The sequence below is a fragment of the Nocardioides panacihumi genome (assembly GCF_039530925.1).
Taxonomy (GTDB): domain Bacteria; phylum Actinomycetota; class Actinomycetes; order Propionibacteriales; family Nocardioidaceae; genus Nocardioides; species Nocardioides panacihumi.
Map to the genome: position 1 here is coordinate 184,475 of NZ_BAAAPB010000004.1, position 15,900 is coordinate 200,374.

19 protein-coding genes are annotated in these 15,900 nt (G+C 68.9%); 16 read left to right on the forward strand and 3 right to left on the reverse strand.

The window, feature by feature from the left end; genetic code table 11:
* Positions 1–13 precede the first annotated feature (13 nt).
* A complete protein-coding gene (locus ABD205_RS22645) occupies positions 14–232 on the forward strand; it encodes a Zn-ribbon domain-containing OB-fold protein (protein ID WP_425573077.1) in 219 nt (72 codons plus the stop codon).
* Positions 229–1,416 carry a thiolase family protein gene (locus ABD205_RS16925; RefSeq protein WP_344046784.1) on the forward strand — a complete coding sequence of 396 codons (1,188 nt, stop codon included), beginning with the start codon at positions 229–231 and terminating at the stop codon, positions 1,414–1,416. Before ABD205_RS22645 ends, ABD205_RS16925 begins: the two co-directional genes overlap by 4 nt.
* A gap of 23 nt (positions 1,417–1,439) precedes the next feature.
* Here ABD205_RS16925 and ABD205_RS16930 read toward each other — a convergent pair whose 3' ends face one another.
* Entirely contained in the window at positions 1,440–2,459 is a 1,020-nt protein-coding gene (locus tag ABD205_RS16930) for an NADPH:quinone oxidoreductase family protein (RefSeq protein ID WP_344046786.1), read from the reverse strand.
* A 59-nt stretch (positions 2,460–2,518) separates the two neighbouring features.
* On the opposite strand from ABD205_RS16930, the gene ABD205_RS16935 reads away from it, so the two are divergent.
* The 3 genes from ABD205_RS16935 to ABD205_RS16945 are packed head-to-tail and all read left to right on the forward strand — an operon-like array spanning position 2,519 to position 5,612.
* Positions 2,519–3,532, forward strand: coding sequence for a phosphotransferase family protein (locus ABD205_RS16935; protein WP_344046788.1), 1,014 nt, complete (start codon positions 2,519–2,521; stop codon positions 3,530–3,532).
* A 38-nt stretch (positions 3,533–3,570) separates the two neighbouring features.
* Complete coding sequence (locus ABD205_RS16940) at positions 3,571–4,854, forward strand: acyl-CoA dehydrogenase family protein (RefSeq protein WP_344046790.1); 1,284 nt, start codon at positions 3,571–3,573, stop codon at positions 4,852–4,854.
* Complete coding sequence (locus tag ABD205_RS16945; protein WP_344046792.1) at positions 4,851–5,612, forward strand: SDR family NAD(P)-dependent oxidoreductase; 762 nt, start codon at positions 4,851–4,853, stop codon at positions 5,610–5,612. The genes ABD205_RS16940 and ABD205_RS16945 overlap by 4 nt, the downstream gene beginning before the upstream one ends.
* A gap of 13 nt (positions 5,613–5,625) precedes the next feature.
* Here the strand turns inward: ABD205_RS16945 and ABD205_RS16950 are convergent, their stop codons facing one another.
* Positions 5,626–6,432, reverse strand: a complete 807-nt coding sequence (locus tag ABD205_RS16950; protein WP_344046794.1) for an SDR family NAD(P)-dependent oxidoreductase — start codon at positions 6,430–6,432, stop codon at positions 5,626–5,628.
* 33 nt (positions 6,433–6,465) lie between these two features.
* On the opposite strand from ABD205_RS16950, the gene ABD205_RS16955 reads away from it, so the two are divergent.
* From ABD205_RS16955 to ABD205_RS16980, 7 genes are all read left to right on the forward strand, one after another.
* On the forward strand, positions 6,466–7,122 hold the full coding sequence (locus tag ABD205_RS16955; RefSeq protein WP_344046796.1) for a TetR/AcrR family transcriptional regulator: 657 nt from the start codon (positions 6,466–6,468) through the stop codon (positions 7,120–7,122).
* Entirely contained in the window at positions 7,119–7,937 is an 819-nt protein-coding gene (locus ABD205_RS16960; RefSeq protein WP_344046798.1) for an SDR family NAD(P)-dependent oxidoreductase, read from the forward strand. The genes ABD205_RS16955 and ABD205_RS16960 overlap by 4 nt, the downstream gene beginning before the upstream one ends.
* Positions 7,938–8,143: 206 nt before the next feature.
* The gene (locus ABD205_RS16965; RefSeq protein ID WP_344046800.1) at positions 8,144–9,367 is read left to right on the forward strand and encodes an amidohydrolase family protein; all 1,224 of its coding nucleotides are present in this window, start codon (positions 8,144–8,146) and stop codon (positions 9,365–9,367) included.
* 11 nt (positions 9,368–9,378) lie between these two features.
* Positions 9,379–9,591: a hypothetical protein gene (locus tag ABD205_RS16970; RefSeq protein ID WP_344046802.1), complete on the forward strand. Its 213-nt coding sequence runs from the start codon at positions 9,379–9,381 to the stop codon at positions 9,589–9,591.
* A 32-nt stretch (positions 9,592–9,623) separates the two neighbouring features.
* Complete coding sequence (locus ABD205_RS22650) at positions 9,624–9,725, forward strand: pentapeptide repeat-containing protein (protein WP_425573078.1); 102 nt, start codon at positions 9,624–9,626, stop codon at positions 9,723–9,725.
* Positions 9,722–10,501: an SDR family NAD(P)-dependent oxidoreductase gene (locus ABD205_RS16975; RefSeq protein ID WP_344046804.1), complete on the forward strand. Its 780-nt coding sequence runs from the start codon at positions 9,722–9,724 to the stop codon at positions 10,499–10,501. Before ABD205_RS22650 ends, ABD205_RS16975 begins: the two co-directional genes overlap by 4 nt.
* Before the next feature lie 3 nt (positions 10,502–10,504).
* Positions 10,505–11,566, forward strand: coding sequence for an NAD(P)-dependent alcohol dehydrogenase (locus ABD205_RS16980; RefSeq protein ID WP_344046806.1), 1,062 nt, complete (start codon positions 10,505–10,507; stop codon positions 11,564–11,566).
* Between the two features lie 39 nt (positions 11,567–11,605).
* Here the strand turns inward: ABD205_RS16980 and ABD205_RS16985 are convergent, their stop codons facing one another.
* Positions 11,606–12,220: a cysteine hydrolase family protein gene (locus tag ABD205_RS16985; protein ID WP_344046807.1), complete on the reverse strand. Its 615-nt coding sequence runs from the start codon at positions 12,218–12,220 to the stop codon at positions 11,606–11,608.
* Positions 12,221–12,431: 211 nt separating this feature from the next.
* On the opposite strand from ABD205_RS16985, the gene ABD205_RS16990 reads away from it, so the two are divergent.
* From ABD205_RS16990 to ABD205_RS17005, 4 genes are read left to right on the forward strand one after another with little or no spacing between them, the layout of a single operon-like run.
* A complete protein-coding gene (locus ABD205_RS16990) occupies positions 12,432–13,679 on the forward strand; it encodes a cytochrome P450 (RefSeq protein ID WP_344046808.1) in 1,248 nt (415 codons plus the stop codon).
* A gap of 9 nt (positions 13,680–13,688) precedes the next feature.
* The gene (locus ABD205_RS16995) at positions 13,689–14,507 is read left to right on the forward strand and encodes an enoyl-CoA hydratase/isomerase family protein (RefSeq protein WP_344046810.1); all 819 of its coding nucleotides are present in this window, start codon (positions 13,689–13,691) and stop codon (positions 14,505–14,507) included.
* Positions 14,508–14,516: 9 nt separating this feature from the next.
* Complete coding sequence (locus ABD205_RS17000; RefSeq protein WP_344046811.1) at positions 14,517–14,942, forward strand: Zn-ribbon domain-containing OB-fold protein; 426 nt, start codon at positions 14,517–14,519, stop codon at positions 14,940–14,942.
* 28 nt (positions 14,943–14,970) lie between these two features.
* A complete protein-coding gene (locus tag ABD205_RS17005; protein ID WP_344046812.1) occupies positions 14,971–15,894 on the forward strand; it encodes an SDR family NAD(P)-dependent oxidoreductase in 924 nt (307 codons plus the stop codon).
* The last annotated feature ends 6 nt before the right edge of the window (positions 15,895–15,900 follow it).

Here is a 15,900-nt window from a genome sequence, read left to right on the forward strand (position 1 = left end):
GGGTCGCGCGACTGTGGCGGCCTTCTCGGTCAACCATCACCCCTGGTTCCCGGCCTTCCCGCCGCCGTACGTCGTCGCGGCCGTCGAGCTCGATGAGCAGCCGGGGGTCAGGCTGACCACCTGCCTGGTCGACTGCGACGTGGACCAGGTCGAGATCGGGATGGCCGTCGAGGTCGTGTTCGACGAGCAGGACGACGTCGCCCTGCCCCTCTTCAAGCCGGTGAGCGCATGACCTTCGTCGAGAACCGCGCCGTCATCACTGGCGTCGGCCAGTCGCAGATCGGCCGCCGCATCGGCCGTACCGGCATCGACCTCGCCTTGGAGGCCGCCGAACGTGCCGTCGAGCACGCCGGGCTCACCTTCGACGACATCGACGGTGTCGCCAGCTACCCCGGGCCCGTCGCCGCCGAGGGCGGCTTCGTCGGTGCGACCACCCACGACGTCCGTGATGCCTTCGGGCTGAGGACCACATGGCACGTCAGCGGCGTCGAGACCTCGGGCCAGATCGGCACGCTGCTCGACGCGGCGGCGGCCGTCGCGTCCGGTCGCGCGACCCACGTCCTGTGCTTCCGTTCCGTGTGGGAGGCCACCGCACAAGCGTCGGGCAGGGCCGCCGCGCTGACGGGCAAGAGCGTCCGGGCCTCCGGGCACTCCGAGTTCCGCCTGCCGTTCGGCGCGGCCTCGCCTGCGAGCTGGATCGGCATGTACGCACAGCGCTACATGCACGACTTCGGGCTCACGCGCGAGCAGTTGGGCAAGCTGGTCATCAACGCCCGCCGCAACGCGGGCCTCAACCCGAACGCGATCTATCGCGACCCGCTGACCATGGACGACTACCTCGGCGCTCGGATGGTCTCGACGCCGTTCGGCCTCTACGACTGCGACGTCCCCGCCGACGGCGCGACGGCGGTCATCGTGTCGAGGCGGGAGGCGGCCGCGGGGCTTGCCAACACGCCGATCTCGATCGAGGCCGCAGGCGCGGCGCTCTACGAGCGGCACAGCTGGGACCAGCGCGCCGACCTCACGACCATGGCCTCGCACGACGCCGCGGCGTCGATGTGGGACACCACCCGGTTCACGGCGGCCGACGTCGACTTCGCGACGTTGTACGACGGCTTCAGCTATCTGTGCACCCAGTGGATCGAGGCCTTCGGCTTCGCCGAGCACGGCAAGGTCGGTCCGTTCCTCGACGACGTCGACCACTACCGCCTCGAAGGGGAGCTGCCGATCAACCCGCACGGCGGCCAGCTCTCAGCCGGCCGCCTCCACGGCTACGGCTTCGTTCACGAGGCCTGCGTCCAGCTGTGGCGGGAAGCCGGTGACCGGCAGATCGCGAAGGACGTCGAACTCGCGGCGGTCGGCGTGGGTGGCGGGCCGGAGGCCGGCTGCATGCTGTTGCACCTCGCGGACGCCTGATAGTGCAGCGACGCCGGGCGGGGCTACATGCCACGCCCGGCGTCGTCGCGAATGAGGACGACGGTCTTGCCCACCGAACGCCGTCCCGCTACGTGCTGCAGGGCGTCGCGCACGTGGCTGAGCGGGAAGGTGGCGTCGACGAACGGGCGGATCCTGCCGGCCTCCCACAGCTCGGTGAACTCCCTGCGGTCCCGCTCTGCCGCCTCAGGATCATGAGCGGCGAACGTGCGCACCTCCAGACCCTTCACGGTGACGCCTTTGAGCATCACGACGTTGAGGGGGATGCGGGGGATGTCGCCACTGGCGTAGCCGAGGGTCACGAACCGGCCACCCCAGCGAAGCTCGCGCAGCGCGTCCTCGGACACCGACCCGCCGACCGGGTCGAGCACGACGTCCACCGCGCTAGCGCCGACGATGTCGCGAAGGTGACGTCGGAGATCGCCCTCGGAGTAGTCGACGACGTACCTCGCTCCCCGGGCGCGAGCGGCCGCCAGCTTCCTCGGATCGGACGCCGCGGCGATCACCGTCGCCCCCCGGATCGCGGCCAGCTCGACGGCCGCAAGGCCCAGGCCGCCGCCGGCGCCGAGGACCAGCACCGTCTCACCGGCGCTGACCTCGGCGACCGACCGGAGGGCGTGGTACGCCGTCAGGTGGCACACCCATGTCGCCGCTGCGTCGATGACTGAGACCGAGGCTGGGATCGGATGGGCAGCCTGGGCGGGCGCGACGAGGAACTCGGCGAACGCGCCGGGCGCGAGCACCGCGACGCGATCTCCGACAGACCAACCGCTGACGCCGTCACCGATCCCTGCCACGACGCCGGCGGCCTCGTGTCCGGGAACGAATGGCAGCGGTGTCCTCGTCTGATAGCTGCCGCCGATCATGAGCACGTCCGGGTAGTTGACTCCCGCGGCATGCACCGCGATCAGGAGCTCGCCGGGCCGGGGAGAGGGCACGGGCACGGGGTCGAGTCGGACCTGGTCAGGTGAGCCGAGCGCGTGCACCCGCGCCACAAGCGCGGTTGGTGTGCTGCCGTCGTTCACGCGGGGTCTCCGATCGTAGAGTAATTGCGTTCTCACCTGAGAGTAACTATATTCCAACCATGGATGTCGAGTCGCTCAGCAGGTGGATGGACACGGCGGGACTCCCTGGCCAAGGTGATCTGGCGCAGGTGAAGCCGCTGTCGGGCGGCTCGCAGAACGAGCTCTACCTGGTCGACCGTGGCGGCGAGCAGATGGCACTTCGCCGCCCTCCTGCCCGCGACGTCGCAGCCAGCGCGCAGGTGTTGATGCGCGAAGCGCGCCTGCTTCGCGCGCTGGCCGGCACCGACGTGCCCCACGCCCGTCTTCGGGGTGTGACCGACGACCCCGCCGTGATCGGCGCACCCTTCTACGTCATGGACCTGGTCGACGGCTGGAGTCCGATGAACGGCGGGTGGGCAGCGCCGTTCGACACTGATCTCGAGGCGCGACGCGGGCTGGCGATCGAGCTGGTCGACGGCGCCGCGAAGATGGCCAGGGTCGACTGGAGGGCGCAGGGCCTCGAGGGTTTCGGAAAGCCGGACGGCTTCCTCGAGCGGCAGGTCGACCGCTGGCTCTCGCACCTGTCCGGCTACAAGTTCCGTGACATCCCCGGCCTCGACGAGACCGCGCGATGGTTGCGCGAGCACACCCCGCGCACCTTCGAGCCGGGCATCATGCACGGCGACTACCAGTTCGCCAACGTCATGTACCGGCACGGCGCCCCCGCGAAGCTCGCGGCGATCATCGACTGGGAGATGGCGACCATCGGCGACCCGCTCCTCGACCTCGGCTGGGTCCTCGTCGGATGGCCGCCCGAGGGTGATGCGATGAAGTACGCCCGCTACCTCGACTACGGGGGCATGCCTCCGCGGGACGACATGCTCGAGCACTACGCGAGGGTGAGCGGTCGCGACGTCTCCTACGTCGACTACTACGTCATCCTCGCCCGCTTCAAGCTGGCCATCGTGCTCGAGGCGAGCGTCGCAAGACATGTCAAGGGCGAAGCCGACGATCGGGTCGCCCGCTTCGGCCCCATCGTGCTGGAGCTGATGGAGTTCGCGGCCTCGCTGTCGCGCACGACGTCCCTGCGCTGATCGAACCCGTCCCTACCCCCCACCAGAGGAGCAGACCCATGAGTTGGGACTTCGAGACAGACCCCGAGTTTCAGAAGAAGCTGGACTGGGTCGACGAGTTCGTCCGACACGAGATCGAGCCGCTCGACCTCGTCTGGCCGCACGACAACTACAAGCCCCTCGACGACGAGCACCGGCGGATCGTCGACCCCCTCAAGCAGCAGGTCCGGGATCAGGGCCTGTGGGCCTGTCACCTCGAGCCCGCGCTCGGTGGTCAGGGCTACGGGCAGCTCAAGCTCGCGCTGCTCAACGAGATCCTCGGCCGCTCGACCTGGGCTCCTGTCGTCTTCGGGACCCAGGCGCCCGACACCGGGAACGCCGAGATCATCGCCCACTTCGGGACTCCCGAGCAGAAGGCGACCTACCTGCAGCCGCTCCTGGACGGCGAGATCTTCTCGACGTACTCGATGACCGAGCCGCAGGGCGGTGCGGACGTGTCGGGGTTCGAGACCACGGCGGTGCGCGACGGCGACGACTGGGTCATCAACGGCTCGAAGTTCTTCTCCTCCAACGCCCGTTACGCGACCTTCTTCATCGTGATGGCCTACACGGACAAGGACGCCGGTCCGCACGACGGCATGTCGATGTTCCTGGTGCCCGCCGACACGCGGGGCATCACGATCGAGCGCAACCTCGCCCTCATCCACGAGCCGGCCGAGGAGGGTTCGGAGGCCTACATCCGCTATGAGAACGTGCGGGTGCCGTCGACCGCGCTGCTCGGTCAGGAGGGCAAGGCCTTCCAGGTTGCGCAGGTCCGCCTCGGCGGCGGCCGCGTCCACCACGCGATGCGCACCGTCGGCCTCGCCCAGCGTGCGCTCGACATGATGTGCGAGCGCGCGCTGAGCCGGGTCACCCGCGGGCGGCCGCTGGCTGAGCGCGAAACCGTGCAGACCTTCATCGCCGAGTCCTACGCCCAGCTCACCCAGTTCCGGCTCTTCGTGCTGCGCACCGCCTGGCTGATCGACAAGACCCAGGACTACGCACAGTGCCGGAAGGACATCAGCGCCATCAAGTTCCTCACGCCCAAGGTGCTGCACGACATCGTCCAGCGATCGATCCAGGTCCACGGCGCTCTCGGTGTCACCCAGGACACCCCGCTGGCCAAGATGTGGATCAGTGCGCCCGTGATGGGCCTCGTCGACGGACCGACCGAGGTTCACCTGCGCCAAGTGGCCCGCGCCGTGCTCAAGGGGTACGACGCGACGGACGGCCTCTGGCCGACTGACCACATCCCGTCGAGACTTGCCGCCGCCCGCGAGAAGCTCGGAGTCGCAGCCCGATGACCGAGCGGTTGGACGGTCGCCGCGTCATCGTCACCGGTGGGGCGAGCGGCATGGGCGCCGGCCTGGTCCGAGCGTTCCCGGCGCTCGGCGCCGACGTCGTGTCGATGGACATCGTCGACGATCCTGGCGCCGCGATCGCCAGCGCCGCCGGAGCCGGCTTCGTCGCCTGTGACGTGGCCGACCCGGCGAGCGCCGAGGCGGCGTTCGCGAACGCGGTCGGCCAGCTGGGCGGCCTCGACGTGCTCATCCACGCGGCGGGCATCGCGCCCGGCGGAGCTGCGGAGGACATCGCGATCGAGACGTGGGACCGGGTCATGCGGATCAACGCCACCGGCACGTTCGTGACCAACCAGCTCGCCTTCCGGCACCTGAAGGAGAGGGGCGGCCGGATCATCAACTTCGCCTCGGCAGCGGGGGTGCAGGGTCTGAAGAACAAGGCCGCCTACTCCGCGAGCAAGGGCGCCGTCGTCGCGTGGACCCGGACAGCAGCACAGGAGTGGGCGCAGTACGGCGTCACGGTCAATGCGATCGCACCCGCGATCTGGACGCCCATGTACGACACCACCCGGGCCTCGATGACTCCGGAGCAGCTGGCCGCGCATGACGCGTTCATGGCCACCGCTGTCCCGCTCGGCGGCAAGCTGGGCGACGTGGAGCGGGACTTCGTGCCCGTGCTGGCCTTCCTGTCGGGCGACGGAGCTCGCTTCATGACCGGGCAGGTGTTCCCGGTCGACGGGGGCACCCTGATGATGCGCTGAGTGCCGTCCCGGCTTACGGGATGCCGCCGTCAGAGCGCAGGATCGTGCCCGAGGTGTAGCTCGACGCGTCGCTGGCGAGGAACAGGGCGGCTCCCACGATCTCGGGCGGGTTCCCGACGCGCTTGAGGTGGAGTCGCACCGCCTGCTTGTTGGTGTAGTCCATGTCCCACGATGCGGCGACGTCGGTCAGGTACTGACCTGGCATCAGCGTGTTGACGCGAACCTCAGGGCCGAGGAGATGGGCGAAGCCCTCGGTCATGGCATTGAGACCGTTCTTCGCGGCCGCGTAGGGGATGATCGAGCCCATCGGCCGGAGCGAGCCGGTGCTGCTCACGTTGATGATGCTCCCTGATCCGGCTGCCTTCATCCGGGTGCCGACCAGCTGGGTGAGGCGGAACGGGCCCTTCAGGTTGAGGTTGATGACGCTGTCGAACATCTTCTCGGTGACATCGGTGACGTCGTCGTACAGCGGCGACATGCCGGCGTTGTTGACCAGCACGTCCACCTTGCCAAAACGGGAGTACGCCGCCTCCACAAGCCCTTGGACCTCGTCCCAGCGCCCGAGGTGGCACGCGTAGGCAAGACCCGAGCGATCGGTCGTCGACTCGATCTCGGCCACGACCTCCTCGCAGTTGTCCAGCTTGCGGCTCGTGACAACCACGTGTGCTCCTGCGCGGGCGAATGCCAGGCTCATCTCCCGGCCGAGGCCGCGGCTTCCGCCCGTGACGAGGGCGACCTTCCCGGCCAGGCTGAAGAGGTCGAACGGTGAGCCTGACGCGGTGCCCGTCGAGCCCGTGGTGTCATGATGGTCGGAAGTCATGGCTCTCCTCAGAACAGAATCAGGTTACTCTCCATGCAGAACGATACATCACCCGAGCGACCGTTGACTGTTGGTGACCGCGCCGCTCGTGCGGCCGATCGGCGGCTCGAGCGCCAGCGGGTCAGTGCGGCCGACGAGGTCGACAGGATCCTCGGGGTCACGCTCGCTCTGATCGAGAAGTCGGCGCCGACGATGCCGCCGGTCTCGGAGATCACCGCCGCGGCGGGCATCTCCAACCAGACGCTCTACCGCACGTTCGGCAGCAAGGACGAGCTCATCCTGGCCGTCCTGGAGCGCGGCGTCATCCGGGTCGCCGAGGCGATGAGGCTTCGGATGGACGAGTTCGAGGATCCACGCGACCAGATCCTCGCGTGGATCCGCGTCGTCCTCCGGCAGGTGAGTGCGCCGGCAGCCGCCGAGACGAGTCGGTCCGTGCTCGGCTACCTCCACCAGGCCGGGGCGGTCGGAGGCGCGAACCAGGTCGAACTCCTGCGCCCTCTGACGGCGCTGCTGGCCGAGCCGCTCACCGCACTCGGGAGCGATCCGGCCAGGGACGGTGACTGCGTCTCCGACCTTGTCCTGGGCGCCATGCGGCGACATCTGTGGGACTCGACGGCGCCCTCGGCCGCCGAAGTCGACGCCGTGGGGCGTTTCGTCCTGCGTGGGCTCGGCGCGAACGTCGAGCGATGAGCACCTTCGCAGGGAAGGTCGCCGTCGTCACGGGCGGAGCGTCCGGGATCGGGTACGCCGTGGCGCGCAGGCTCCTCGACGAGGGCGCCAGCGTCGTGCTTGCCGACGTCGAGCGTCCGGCTCTCGCGCGAGCTGCGGCGGAGCTGGGCGCGAGCGGGGTCGTGACGGATGTGGGGGACGCGGCGGCGATGGAGCGCCTCGGGGCCGAGGTGATCCGGCTGCACGGGCGCGTCGACATCGCCGTGCTCAATGCGGGAGTCGCACGGGTCGCGCCGTTCGAGCAGCTCACTCGCGATGACTTCGAGTGGGTGCTGGGCGTCAACCTGTGGGGGGTCGTCCACGGGATGCGCACGTTCGTACCTCTGCTCGAGCAGACCTCGACGGACGGCTTCCTCCTGAGCACCGCTTCGATCGCCGGCGTGCGAACCGCGCCGGGCCTCGCTGCGTACGGTGCCTCCAAGTTCGCCGTGGTAGCCCTGACCGAGACCCTCGAGCAGGAGCTGGCTGCCCGGTCGTCGTCGCTCGCGGTCGGCGTCATGGTGCCGGCGATGGTCCGCACCAATATCGTCGACAGCGAGCGCAACCGGCCAGGCGCGGGTGCTCCCGCCGCGCCGTCGACCGCCGGCCGGGACGATGTCGTCACGCGCCCCGGGGTCCTCGATGCCGACGTCGCCGCGGCGATGGCGGTCGAAGGCATCCGACGCCGGGATCTCTACGTGGTGACCCACCCCGAGCAGCTCGCGTCGGTCCGGGAGCGCCATCGCCGGATCGAGGCGGCGTTCGAGAGGGCGGACGATCGCGGAACGAGCGCGTGACGGGCTCGCAAGTCGTGTACATGCCGTCAGAGTAAGAGGTGAGCTCCAGGGCAGAAGGGTCTGACGATTCCGCCTTTACCGAATCTCCGTAGCGGAAAGGTTGACCGCTGTGAGCGGGGTCACTAATGTACAAACCGTCAGAAGCCCCCCGCCGTACGACATGTGACGGATGCGCAGGGGCTGCCCCAGCGCAGCGAGGAGGCGTCATGCCGCTTCAGGACCACATGCAGTTGATCTCCGTGGACGACCACGTGATCGAGCCGAAGAACCTCTGGGCCGAGCGGCTTCCTCAGAAGTTCCAGGACCAGGGCCCGCGGATCGTCGAGATGGACATGAGCAAGAGCCACGGCGACGACGGTCTGTCGGCGGCGCTGATCGACGCCTCGCGCAACGGCAAGGACGGCGCCGAGGCGAAGGCGCCCCGGCTCGCCGAGGTCTGGATCTACGAGGGTCGCGTCTACCCGAACATCGGGCTGAACGCCGTGGCCGGCAAGAAGCCCCAGGAGTACGGCATGGAGCCGACGCGGTACTCCGACATGCTCCCGGGCTGCTACGACATCAAGGCGCGCATCGCCGACATGGACATCGACGGCGTCCAGGCGGCCATGTGCTTCCCGTCGTTCCCCCGGTTCGCCGGCACCGTCTTCCTCGAGCACACGGACAGCCAGCTCGCACTCCTGTCGGTCCAGGCGTGGAACGACTTCATCCTCGATGAGTGGTCTGCCTACGACCCCGGACGCATCATCCCGATGATCATCCTGCCGCTCTGGAGCCCGGAGGAGGCAGCCAAGGAGATCTACCGCTGTGCCGCCAAGGGCGCCAAGGCGATCACCTTCCCCGAGAACACCGTCAGCCTCGGGCTCCCGTCGTTCTACACCGACCACTGGGACCCGGTCTTCCGCGCCGCCGAGGAGACGAACATGCCGCTGTGCATGCACTTCGGCTCGTCGGGCAAGCCGCCGATCACCTCGCCCGAGGCGCCGATGGCAGTGATGATCGCACTGTTCGGCACCAACTCGATGGACGCCACCGCGGACCTGCTGTTCTCGCCGGTGTTCTACAAGTTCCCGAAGCTGAAGGTGGCGCTCTCCGAGGGTGGCATCGGCTGGATGCCGTACCTGCTCGAGCGCATCGACCTCACCTGGGAGCGCCACCGCTGGTACCAGAACGTCAACAAGGAGGTCCGGCCCTCGGACCTCTTCCGTGAGCACATGTACGGCTGCTACATCGACGACTTCGAAGGCATCGCCCGGCGCCACCAGATCGGTCTCGACAACATCCTGTGGGAGTGCGACTACCCGCACTCGGACTCGAACTGGCCCAACAGCCGCGAGTACGCCGCCAAGCTGCTCGTCGACGTGCCCGACGACGAGGCCCACAAGATCGTCGAGCTCAACGCTCGCAAGCTCTACAACTTCCCGCGGCTCTGAGGCCGGCTCCTATGGCTGACAAGGACATCGACGCCCCGGACTGGATCGACCAGGACCTGCTGACCCGGGAAGAGGCCGGCGAGCGGCTCGACGAGGAGATCGCGATCGTGCGCCGCAGGGTCGCGGAGCTGGAGGCGGCGCCTGCCGACCAGCGGACCGTCGACTCACTCGAGATGGTGCGCCGGCGACTGGCGGCGATGGAGGGCGTGCGGGCCGACCTCTGAGGCGGGTCGCACGACAACAAGGACGAGTCACCCTGAGCGGGACAGACCTGAGCGGGACAGACCTGAGCGGTACAGACCTGAGCGGTACAGACCTGAGCGGTACAGACCTGAGCGGTACAGAAGGAGTGCTGTGAGCAGCAGGATGCAGGGCAAGATCGCGCTGATCTCCGGGTCCACCCGGGGGATCGGGCGTTCGATCGCCGAGAGCTTCGCCGCCGAAGGTGCCAAGGTGGCGATCACCGGACGCACGGTCGAGCGTGGCGAGAAGGTCGTCGCGCGGATCCGGGAGATGGGCGGCGAGGCGGAGTTCTTCGAGCTGGACGTGACCTCCGAGGAGAGCGTGCGTCACGTCGTCGAGGCGGTGGCAGCGCACTTCGGTGGGCTGACGACGCTCGTCAACAATGCGGCCCCCACGGGCACGGTGGCGACGACGATCAAGCCGATGCACGAGTACTCCACCGAGGAGTGGGACTCGATCGTGCTCGGCACGTTGACCGGCAACGTGTTCTGGTCCTGCAAGTACGCCTGGCCCCACCTCGCGGCGGCCGAGGGGGCCTCGATCATCAACATCTCCTCGGGCCAGTCGCTGGCCGGGTTCAAGGGCTTCAGTGCCTACGCGGCGGCGAAGGGTGGGATCAACAGCCTGACCCGGTCGCTGGCCGCGGAGGGCAGCGTCGACGGCATCCGTGCCAACTGCATCGTCGTGGGACGGGTCGTGGCCTCGCGCGGCGACACGGGCGTCCACACCGGCGGCGGCCGTCTCACGCGGATCGGGAACCCGATGGACATCGCGTACGCCGCCACGTGGCTCGCGTCCGACGAGGCGGAGTTCGCCACCGGAAGCCTCGTGACCGTCGACGGCGGCTTCTCCATCAACGGTGACCAGGCCGCCGAGGCGGACGCCTCCTGACCGATGCGCGCACTGCGCCTCCTGGAGTGGAAGACCGAGCCGGCTCTCGTCGAGATCCAACGACCGACCGCCGGCCCCGGAGAGGTGGTGATCAGGGTCGGCGGCGCGGGCGCCTGCCGATCCGATCTCACCGTCATGCGGGACTACGACAGCGATCGCCGTCCCTGGCGGCTCCCCTTCACGCTGGGCCACGAGACGGCTGGCTGGGTCGCCGAGATCGGGGAGGGTGTCCGCTCCTTCGAGGTCGACCAGCCGGTGGTGGTCTACGCGCCGTGGGGTTGCGGGCGGTGCCCGTCGTGCAGCCTCGGCCTGGAGACCTACTGCCAGCACAAGGATCGGACAGCGGCGCCGGGCGGGGGCGCCGGACTGGGCAGGGACGGCGGCATGGCGGAGTTCATGAGAGTTCCGGACGCCGAACGGCACCTCGTCGCGTTGCCGGCCGGCCTTGAGCCGCGTCGTGCTGCCCCGCTGGCCGACGCGGGACTGACGGCGTACCACGCCGTCGCCCGCTCCTGGGACAAGCTCCGCCCCGGGTCCGTCGCGGTGGTCATCGGCGTGGGCGGCTTGGGGCACCTCGCCATACAGATCCTCAAGGCCACGACGGCGACCACCGTCGTCGCCGTCGACCTGGAGGCCACGGCCGTGGAGCTGGCCACCCGCGTCGGCGCGGATCACGCGCTCCCTGGCGGGCCGCGGGTCGCTGAGCTCGTTCGGGACCTGGCCGGACCCCGCGGAGCTGAGGTCGTCCTCGACTTCGTCGGCTCGCAGGACTCCCTCGACCTCGCGCGATCTCTCGTCGGGCCCCTGTCGGACCTCACCATCGTCGGCCTCGCGCGAGGAACGGTGCCGGTGGGCTTCCCGACGATCGACTACGAGGTCAGTGTCCAGACGTCCTACTGGGGGTCGAGTCGCGAGCTCGTAGAGGTCGTTGACCTGGCGGCCCGAGGACTGATCGACGTCGAGACCTGCGAGTACTCGCTCGAGGACGCAGCCCAGGCCTACGTCGACCTGGCGCAGGGACGTGTGCGCGGCCGCGCCGTCGTCATCCCTGGGACGAGATCATGACCTGCGGTCGTCGAGCGCCCGACCTCGCTGCCGATCGAGCTAGGACAGTCGCGCGACGACGTCCTCGGCGGTCGCCACTCGGGCGAGAAGGCGGATCTGGTTCTGGATGAAGAACTCGTGGGCCTGTGCGGACGCGCCGGCGGTGCAGTCCTCGACGAGCACGACGTCGTAGCCGCGGTTGACGGCCTCGACGGCCAGACCGGGAAGGGCGACGTTGGTGGAGACACCGGTGAGAACGAGGGTCCGGACCCCGTTGAGCCGCAGCATCGCATCAAGGTCGGTGCCGTAGAACGCGGTCAGGCCGGTGGCCCGACTGCTGACGATGTCCGACGGCTCGGGCCCGAGGGCGGCCGGGATCTCCACGTCCTCCGTGCCGGCCGTCATGCTGCGCGAGCGCAACGCCATGGTGCCGAGGTAGGAGTTGGGAACCATCCCGAGCTGGTCCGGGCGGTGCTCGATCGTGCAATGCACAACGGGCAGCCCGCGTGCACGGAACTGTCGTGCCAGCTCGCCGATCCGTTCGACGATCCCGCGCGTCGCTGCCTCGTGCGCCAGGCCGGACGAGACCGAGCGGCCTGCGTCGAGGATGCCGCGCTGGCACTCGCTGATCACGAGGGCAGGTGCGGCGTACGGGGCGGGTGTCGACTTCGACATCGTGGTGGTCGGCCTCTCGGATCGGCTGTCGCCGGCAGGAGGCGACAAAGTGACAGTAACGCCAGTTCGAAGTGCTGACCATCCCTGAAGCTGGCAGGGTTCGCGCAGTCGGAACCCTTGTCAAGAAGTGACGCGACTGCCAGAATCGGATCAGGTGACGGCTGTCTCATAGTCGGTCGCCCGTCACGAAGTCGAACCAGGAAGCGGTGTCATGGCCGGAGCAGAGTCGCTCGCGTCGAGTCCCCTCAACGATCTGGGGTGGTGGCTCGCCGACCCCGCCGAGCGCGAGGCGACGTTCGCCCGCCACCGGCGTGAGGACCCGCGCCCGTTCGTCCGTGTCAGTGACCGCAGCGAGGCCGGGTTCTGGGCGCTGACCCGCCACGAGGACATCCTCGAGGTGAGCCGGCGACCCGAGGACTTCATCTCCGGGGAGGGCACGCAGATCTTCGACCAGCCTGCCGAGCTACGCGCCTACCGAGGCTCGATCATCGACATGGACAACCCGGAGCACGCGCGACTGCGCAAGATCGTCTCCCGCGGATTCGCCGTCCGCTCCCTCCAAGCGTTGCGGTCCGACATCGAGGAGACCGTGCGCGAGATCATCGCCGAGCTGCCGAAGGACGGGCGCTGCGACTTCGTCACGGACTTCGCCGCACTGCTGCCGCTGCGGATCATCAGCAACATGCTCGGCGTCCCGCGCGAGCACGAGCAGTTCATCTTCGACGCTACGAACGTCATCCTCGGGGCGAGCGACGCCGAGTACATCCCCGACCAGACCGGCGCGGGCATCGGCAAGGCGGTGACGGCCGCCAGCGTGGCGTTGATCGAACTGCTGGAGCAGCTGGCCGAGGACCGCATCGCCAACCCCCGCGACGACGTGATCAGCCAACTGGTCGCCGCCGCCGACGACGAGAACCTCACGCCCGCCGAGATGGCCAAGTTCTTCATCCTTCTCGTCGGCGCCGGCAACGAGACGACGCGGAACGCGATCACGCACGGGCTGCTGGCCCTGACCGCGCATCCCGAGCAGCGCGAGCTGTGGCGCTCCGACTACGACGCGTACGCGGTGAGCGCGGTCGAGGAGATCTTCCGGTGGGCGACCCCGGTGATCCACTTCCGGCGCACCGTCGCGCGCGACGGCGTCGTGCTCGGCGACCAGGAGTTCCGCGCGGGCGACAAGGTCGTCCTCTGGTACAACTCCGGCAACCGGGACGAGACCGTCTTCGACGACCCGTACACGTTCGACATCACCCGCGACCCCAACCCGCACCTGGCGTTCGGTGCGGCCGGACCGCACTTCTGCCTGGGTGCACACCTGGCTCGCCTCGAGCTCCAGGTCGTGTTCAAGGTCCTCTTCGAGGAGTTGTCGGACATCGAGGCCGCGGGCGAGCCGGACCTGCTGCGCTCCAACTTCCTGCACGGGGTCAAGCACCTCCAGGCCACCTACACCCCCCGCTGAGGAGCATCCATGACCGACGCGGTCGTCGAGGACCGAGCCGCGGTGCTGCACAGCACCGAGGCCGGCGTACTGACCATCACCATCAACCGCCCCGAGGCCGCGAACGCGCTTCGGCCCGAGGATCGCGACGCACTGATCGGGCTCTTCAAGGACGCCGACAAAGACCGCGGTGTCCGGGTGGTCGTGCTCCGGGCGAACGGGCGCCTCTTCTGCGCCGGCGCCGACGTCGTGCGGCTGGCAGCCGGTCACGCTGTGAACGTGAAGCGGGCGACCGACCCGATGCGCACGATCATGCATGGAGCGCAGCAGCTGGTCGCCTCGATCCTGGACTGCAGCAAGCCGGTCGTCGCGGTGGTCCAGGGTGGCGCCGCCGGCATCGGAGCGCACCTGGCGTACGCGGCCGACCTGGTGATCGCGACCGAGGACGCGTACTTCGCGGAGGCGTTCGTCAAGCGCGGCCTCGTCATGGACGGCGGTGGTGCCTACCTTCTCCCGCGCCGGATCGGCATGCAGAAGGCGAAGGAAATGGCCTTCTTCGGGGACAAGCTGCCTGCGGCCGAGGCACTCGCTGTCGGCCTTGTCAACCGGGTCGTCGCCGCCGACCGGCTCGACGACACGGTCGACGACTTCGTACGCCGGCTGGCGAGCGGGCCGACGACCGCGATCGGGCTGACGAAGCGACTCCTCAACGACGCCCCTGACACGGACCGCACGGGATCGTTCGTCGCGGAGGCGATGGCCCAGGAGATCCAGTCCTACTCCGACGATGCCAAGGAAGGCGTCCGCGCCTTCGTCGAGAAGCGCCCGACCGAGTTCGTCGGTTGGTGAGGAGTCCAGATGAGTGAGAAGCCACGGGCCGACCTGCCGACCGTCGAGGCGGGGACGATGCCGTACTGGGAGGCAGCGAAGGCGGGCAGACTGCTGATCGCCCGGTGCCGTGCCTGCGAGAAGGTGCACCACTATCCGCGGCCGTTCTGCCCGAGCTGCTGGAGCGAGGACGTCGAGGCGATCGAGGCCAGCGGCAGGGGCACCCTCTACACCTACTCGACGGTGTTCGTGAACGACCTCCACCCCTTCAAGGAGCGGCTGCCCTACGTCGCCGCGATGGTGGAGCTCGACGAGGGCCCGCGACTGATGACGAACATCGAGGGCTGCGGCCCCGAGGAACTGTCCGTCGGCATGGCGGTCGAGGTCGTGTTCCGTCCCCTGAGCGACGAGCTCGACGCGATCGTCTTCCGCCCCGCCACCAGCACCACCCCCTGAGCACCCCCGACCGAAGGAGAGAGAACCCATGAGCGGACTGCTCGACGGAAAGGTCGCCCTCGTCACCGGCTCCGGACACGGCATCGGCCGCGGACACGCGCTCGAGCTGGCCAAGCAGGGCGCGACCGTGATCATCAACGACCTCGGCACGTCCCTGGACGGTGAAGGCACCGGCAAGGTCGCCGACGACGTCGTCCAGATCATCAAGGACCGTGGCGGTCGCGCCGTGCCCGACTTCAGCGACGTCGGCGACGAGGCGCAGGTCGATGCTCTCGTCGAGCGTGCCTACGAGCAGCTCGGCCGCCTCGACATCGTCGTCAACAACGCGGGCATCGTCCGCGACAAGGCGATCTGGAACATGTCCGCGGACGACTTCGACCTCGTCATGCGTGTCCACGTTCGCGGCAGCTGGCTGACCAGCCGAGCGGTGGCAAGGAAGTGGCGCGAGGAGTCGAAGGCGTCGGGCGGGCCGGTGTACGGACGGATCATCAACACCACCTCCGGAGCCGGCCTGCTCGGCCACTTCGGGCAGACCAACTACAGCGCCGCGAAGGCCGCCATCGTCGGCCTCACCCAGACCCTGAGCCTGGAGCTCGCCTCGATCGGCGTCACGGTCAACGCGATCAGTCCCGGTGGCCGGACGCGGATGTCGGCCACGATGGCGGGCGCTGCGCCCGCCATCGAACCCGACGAGCGTGCCGAGGACGAGTTCGATCCGAAGGACCCGTCGCTGGGCTCTCCGGTCGTTGCCTGGTTGGCCAGCCCCGAGGCCGGGCACGTCAGCGGCCAGGTCATCAAGGCGCTGGGGGAGAACATCCAGCTGTTGAAGGCATGGTCGCCCGTAGCTACGGTCTCCAACGGCGGCAAGCGATGGGACGCCACCAAGCTCGGCGTGATCATGGGCACCGATGTGTTCGGGACCCGCGCCGCCGGTCTCCGCTTCGGCGGCTAGACCATC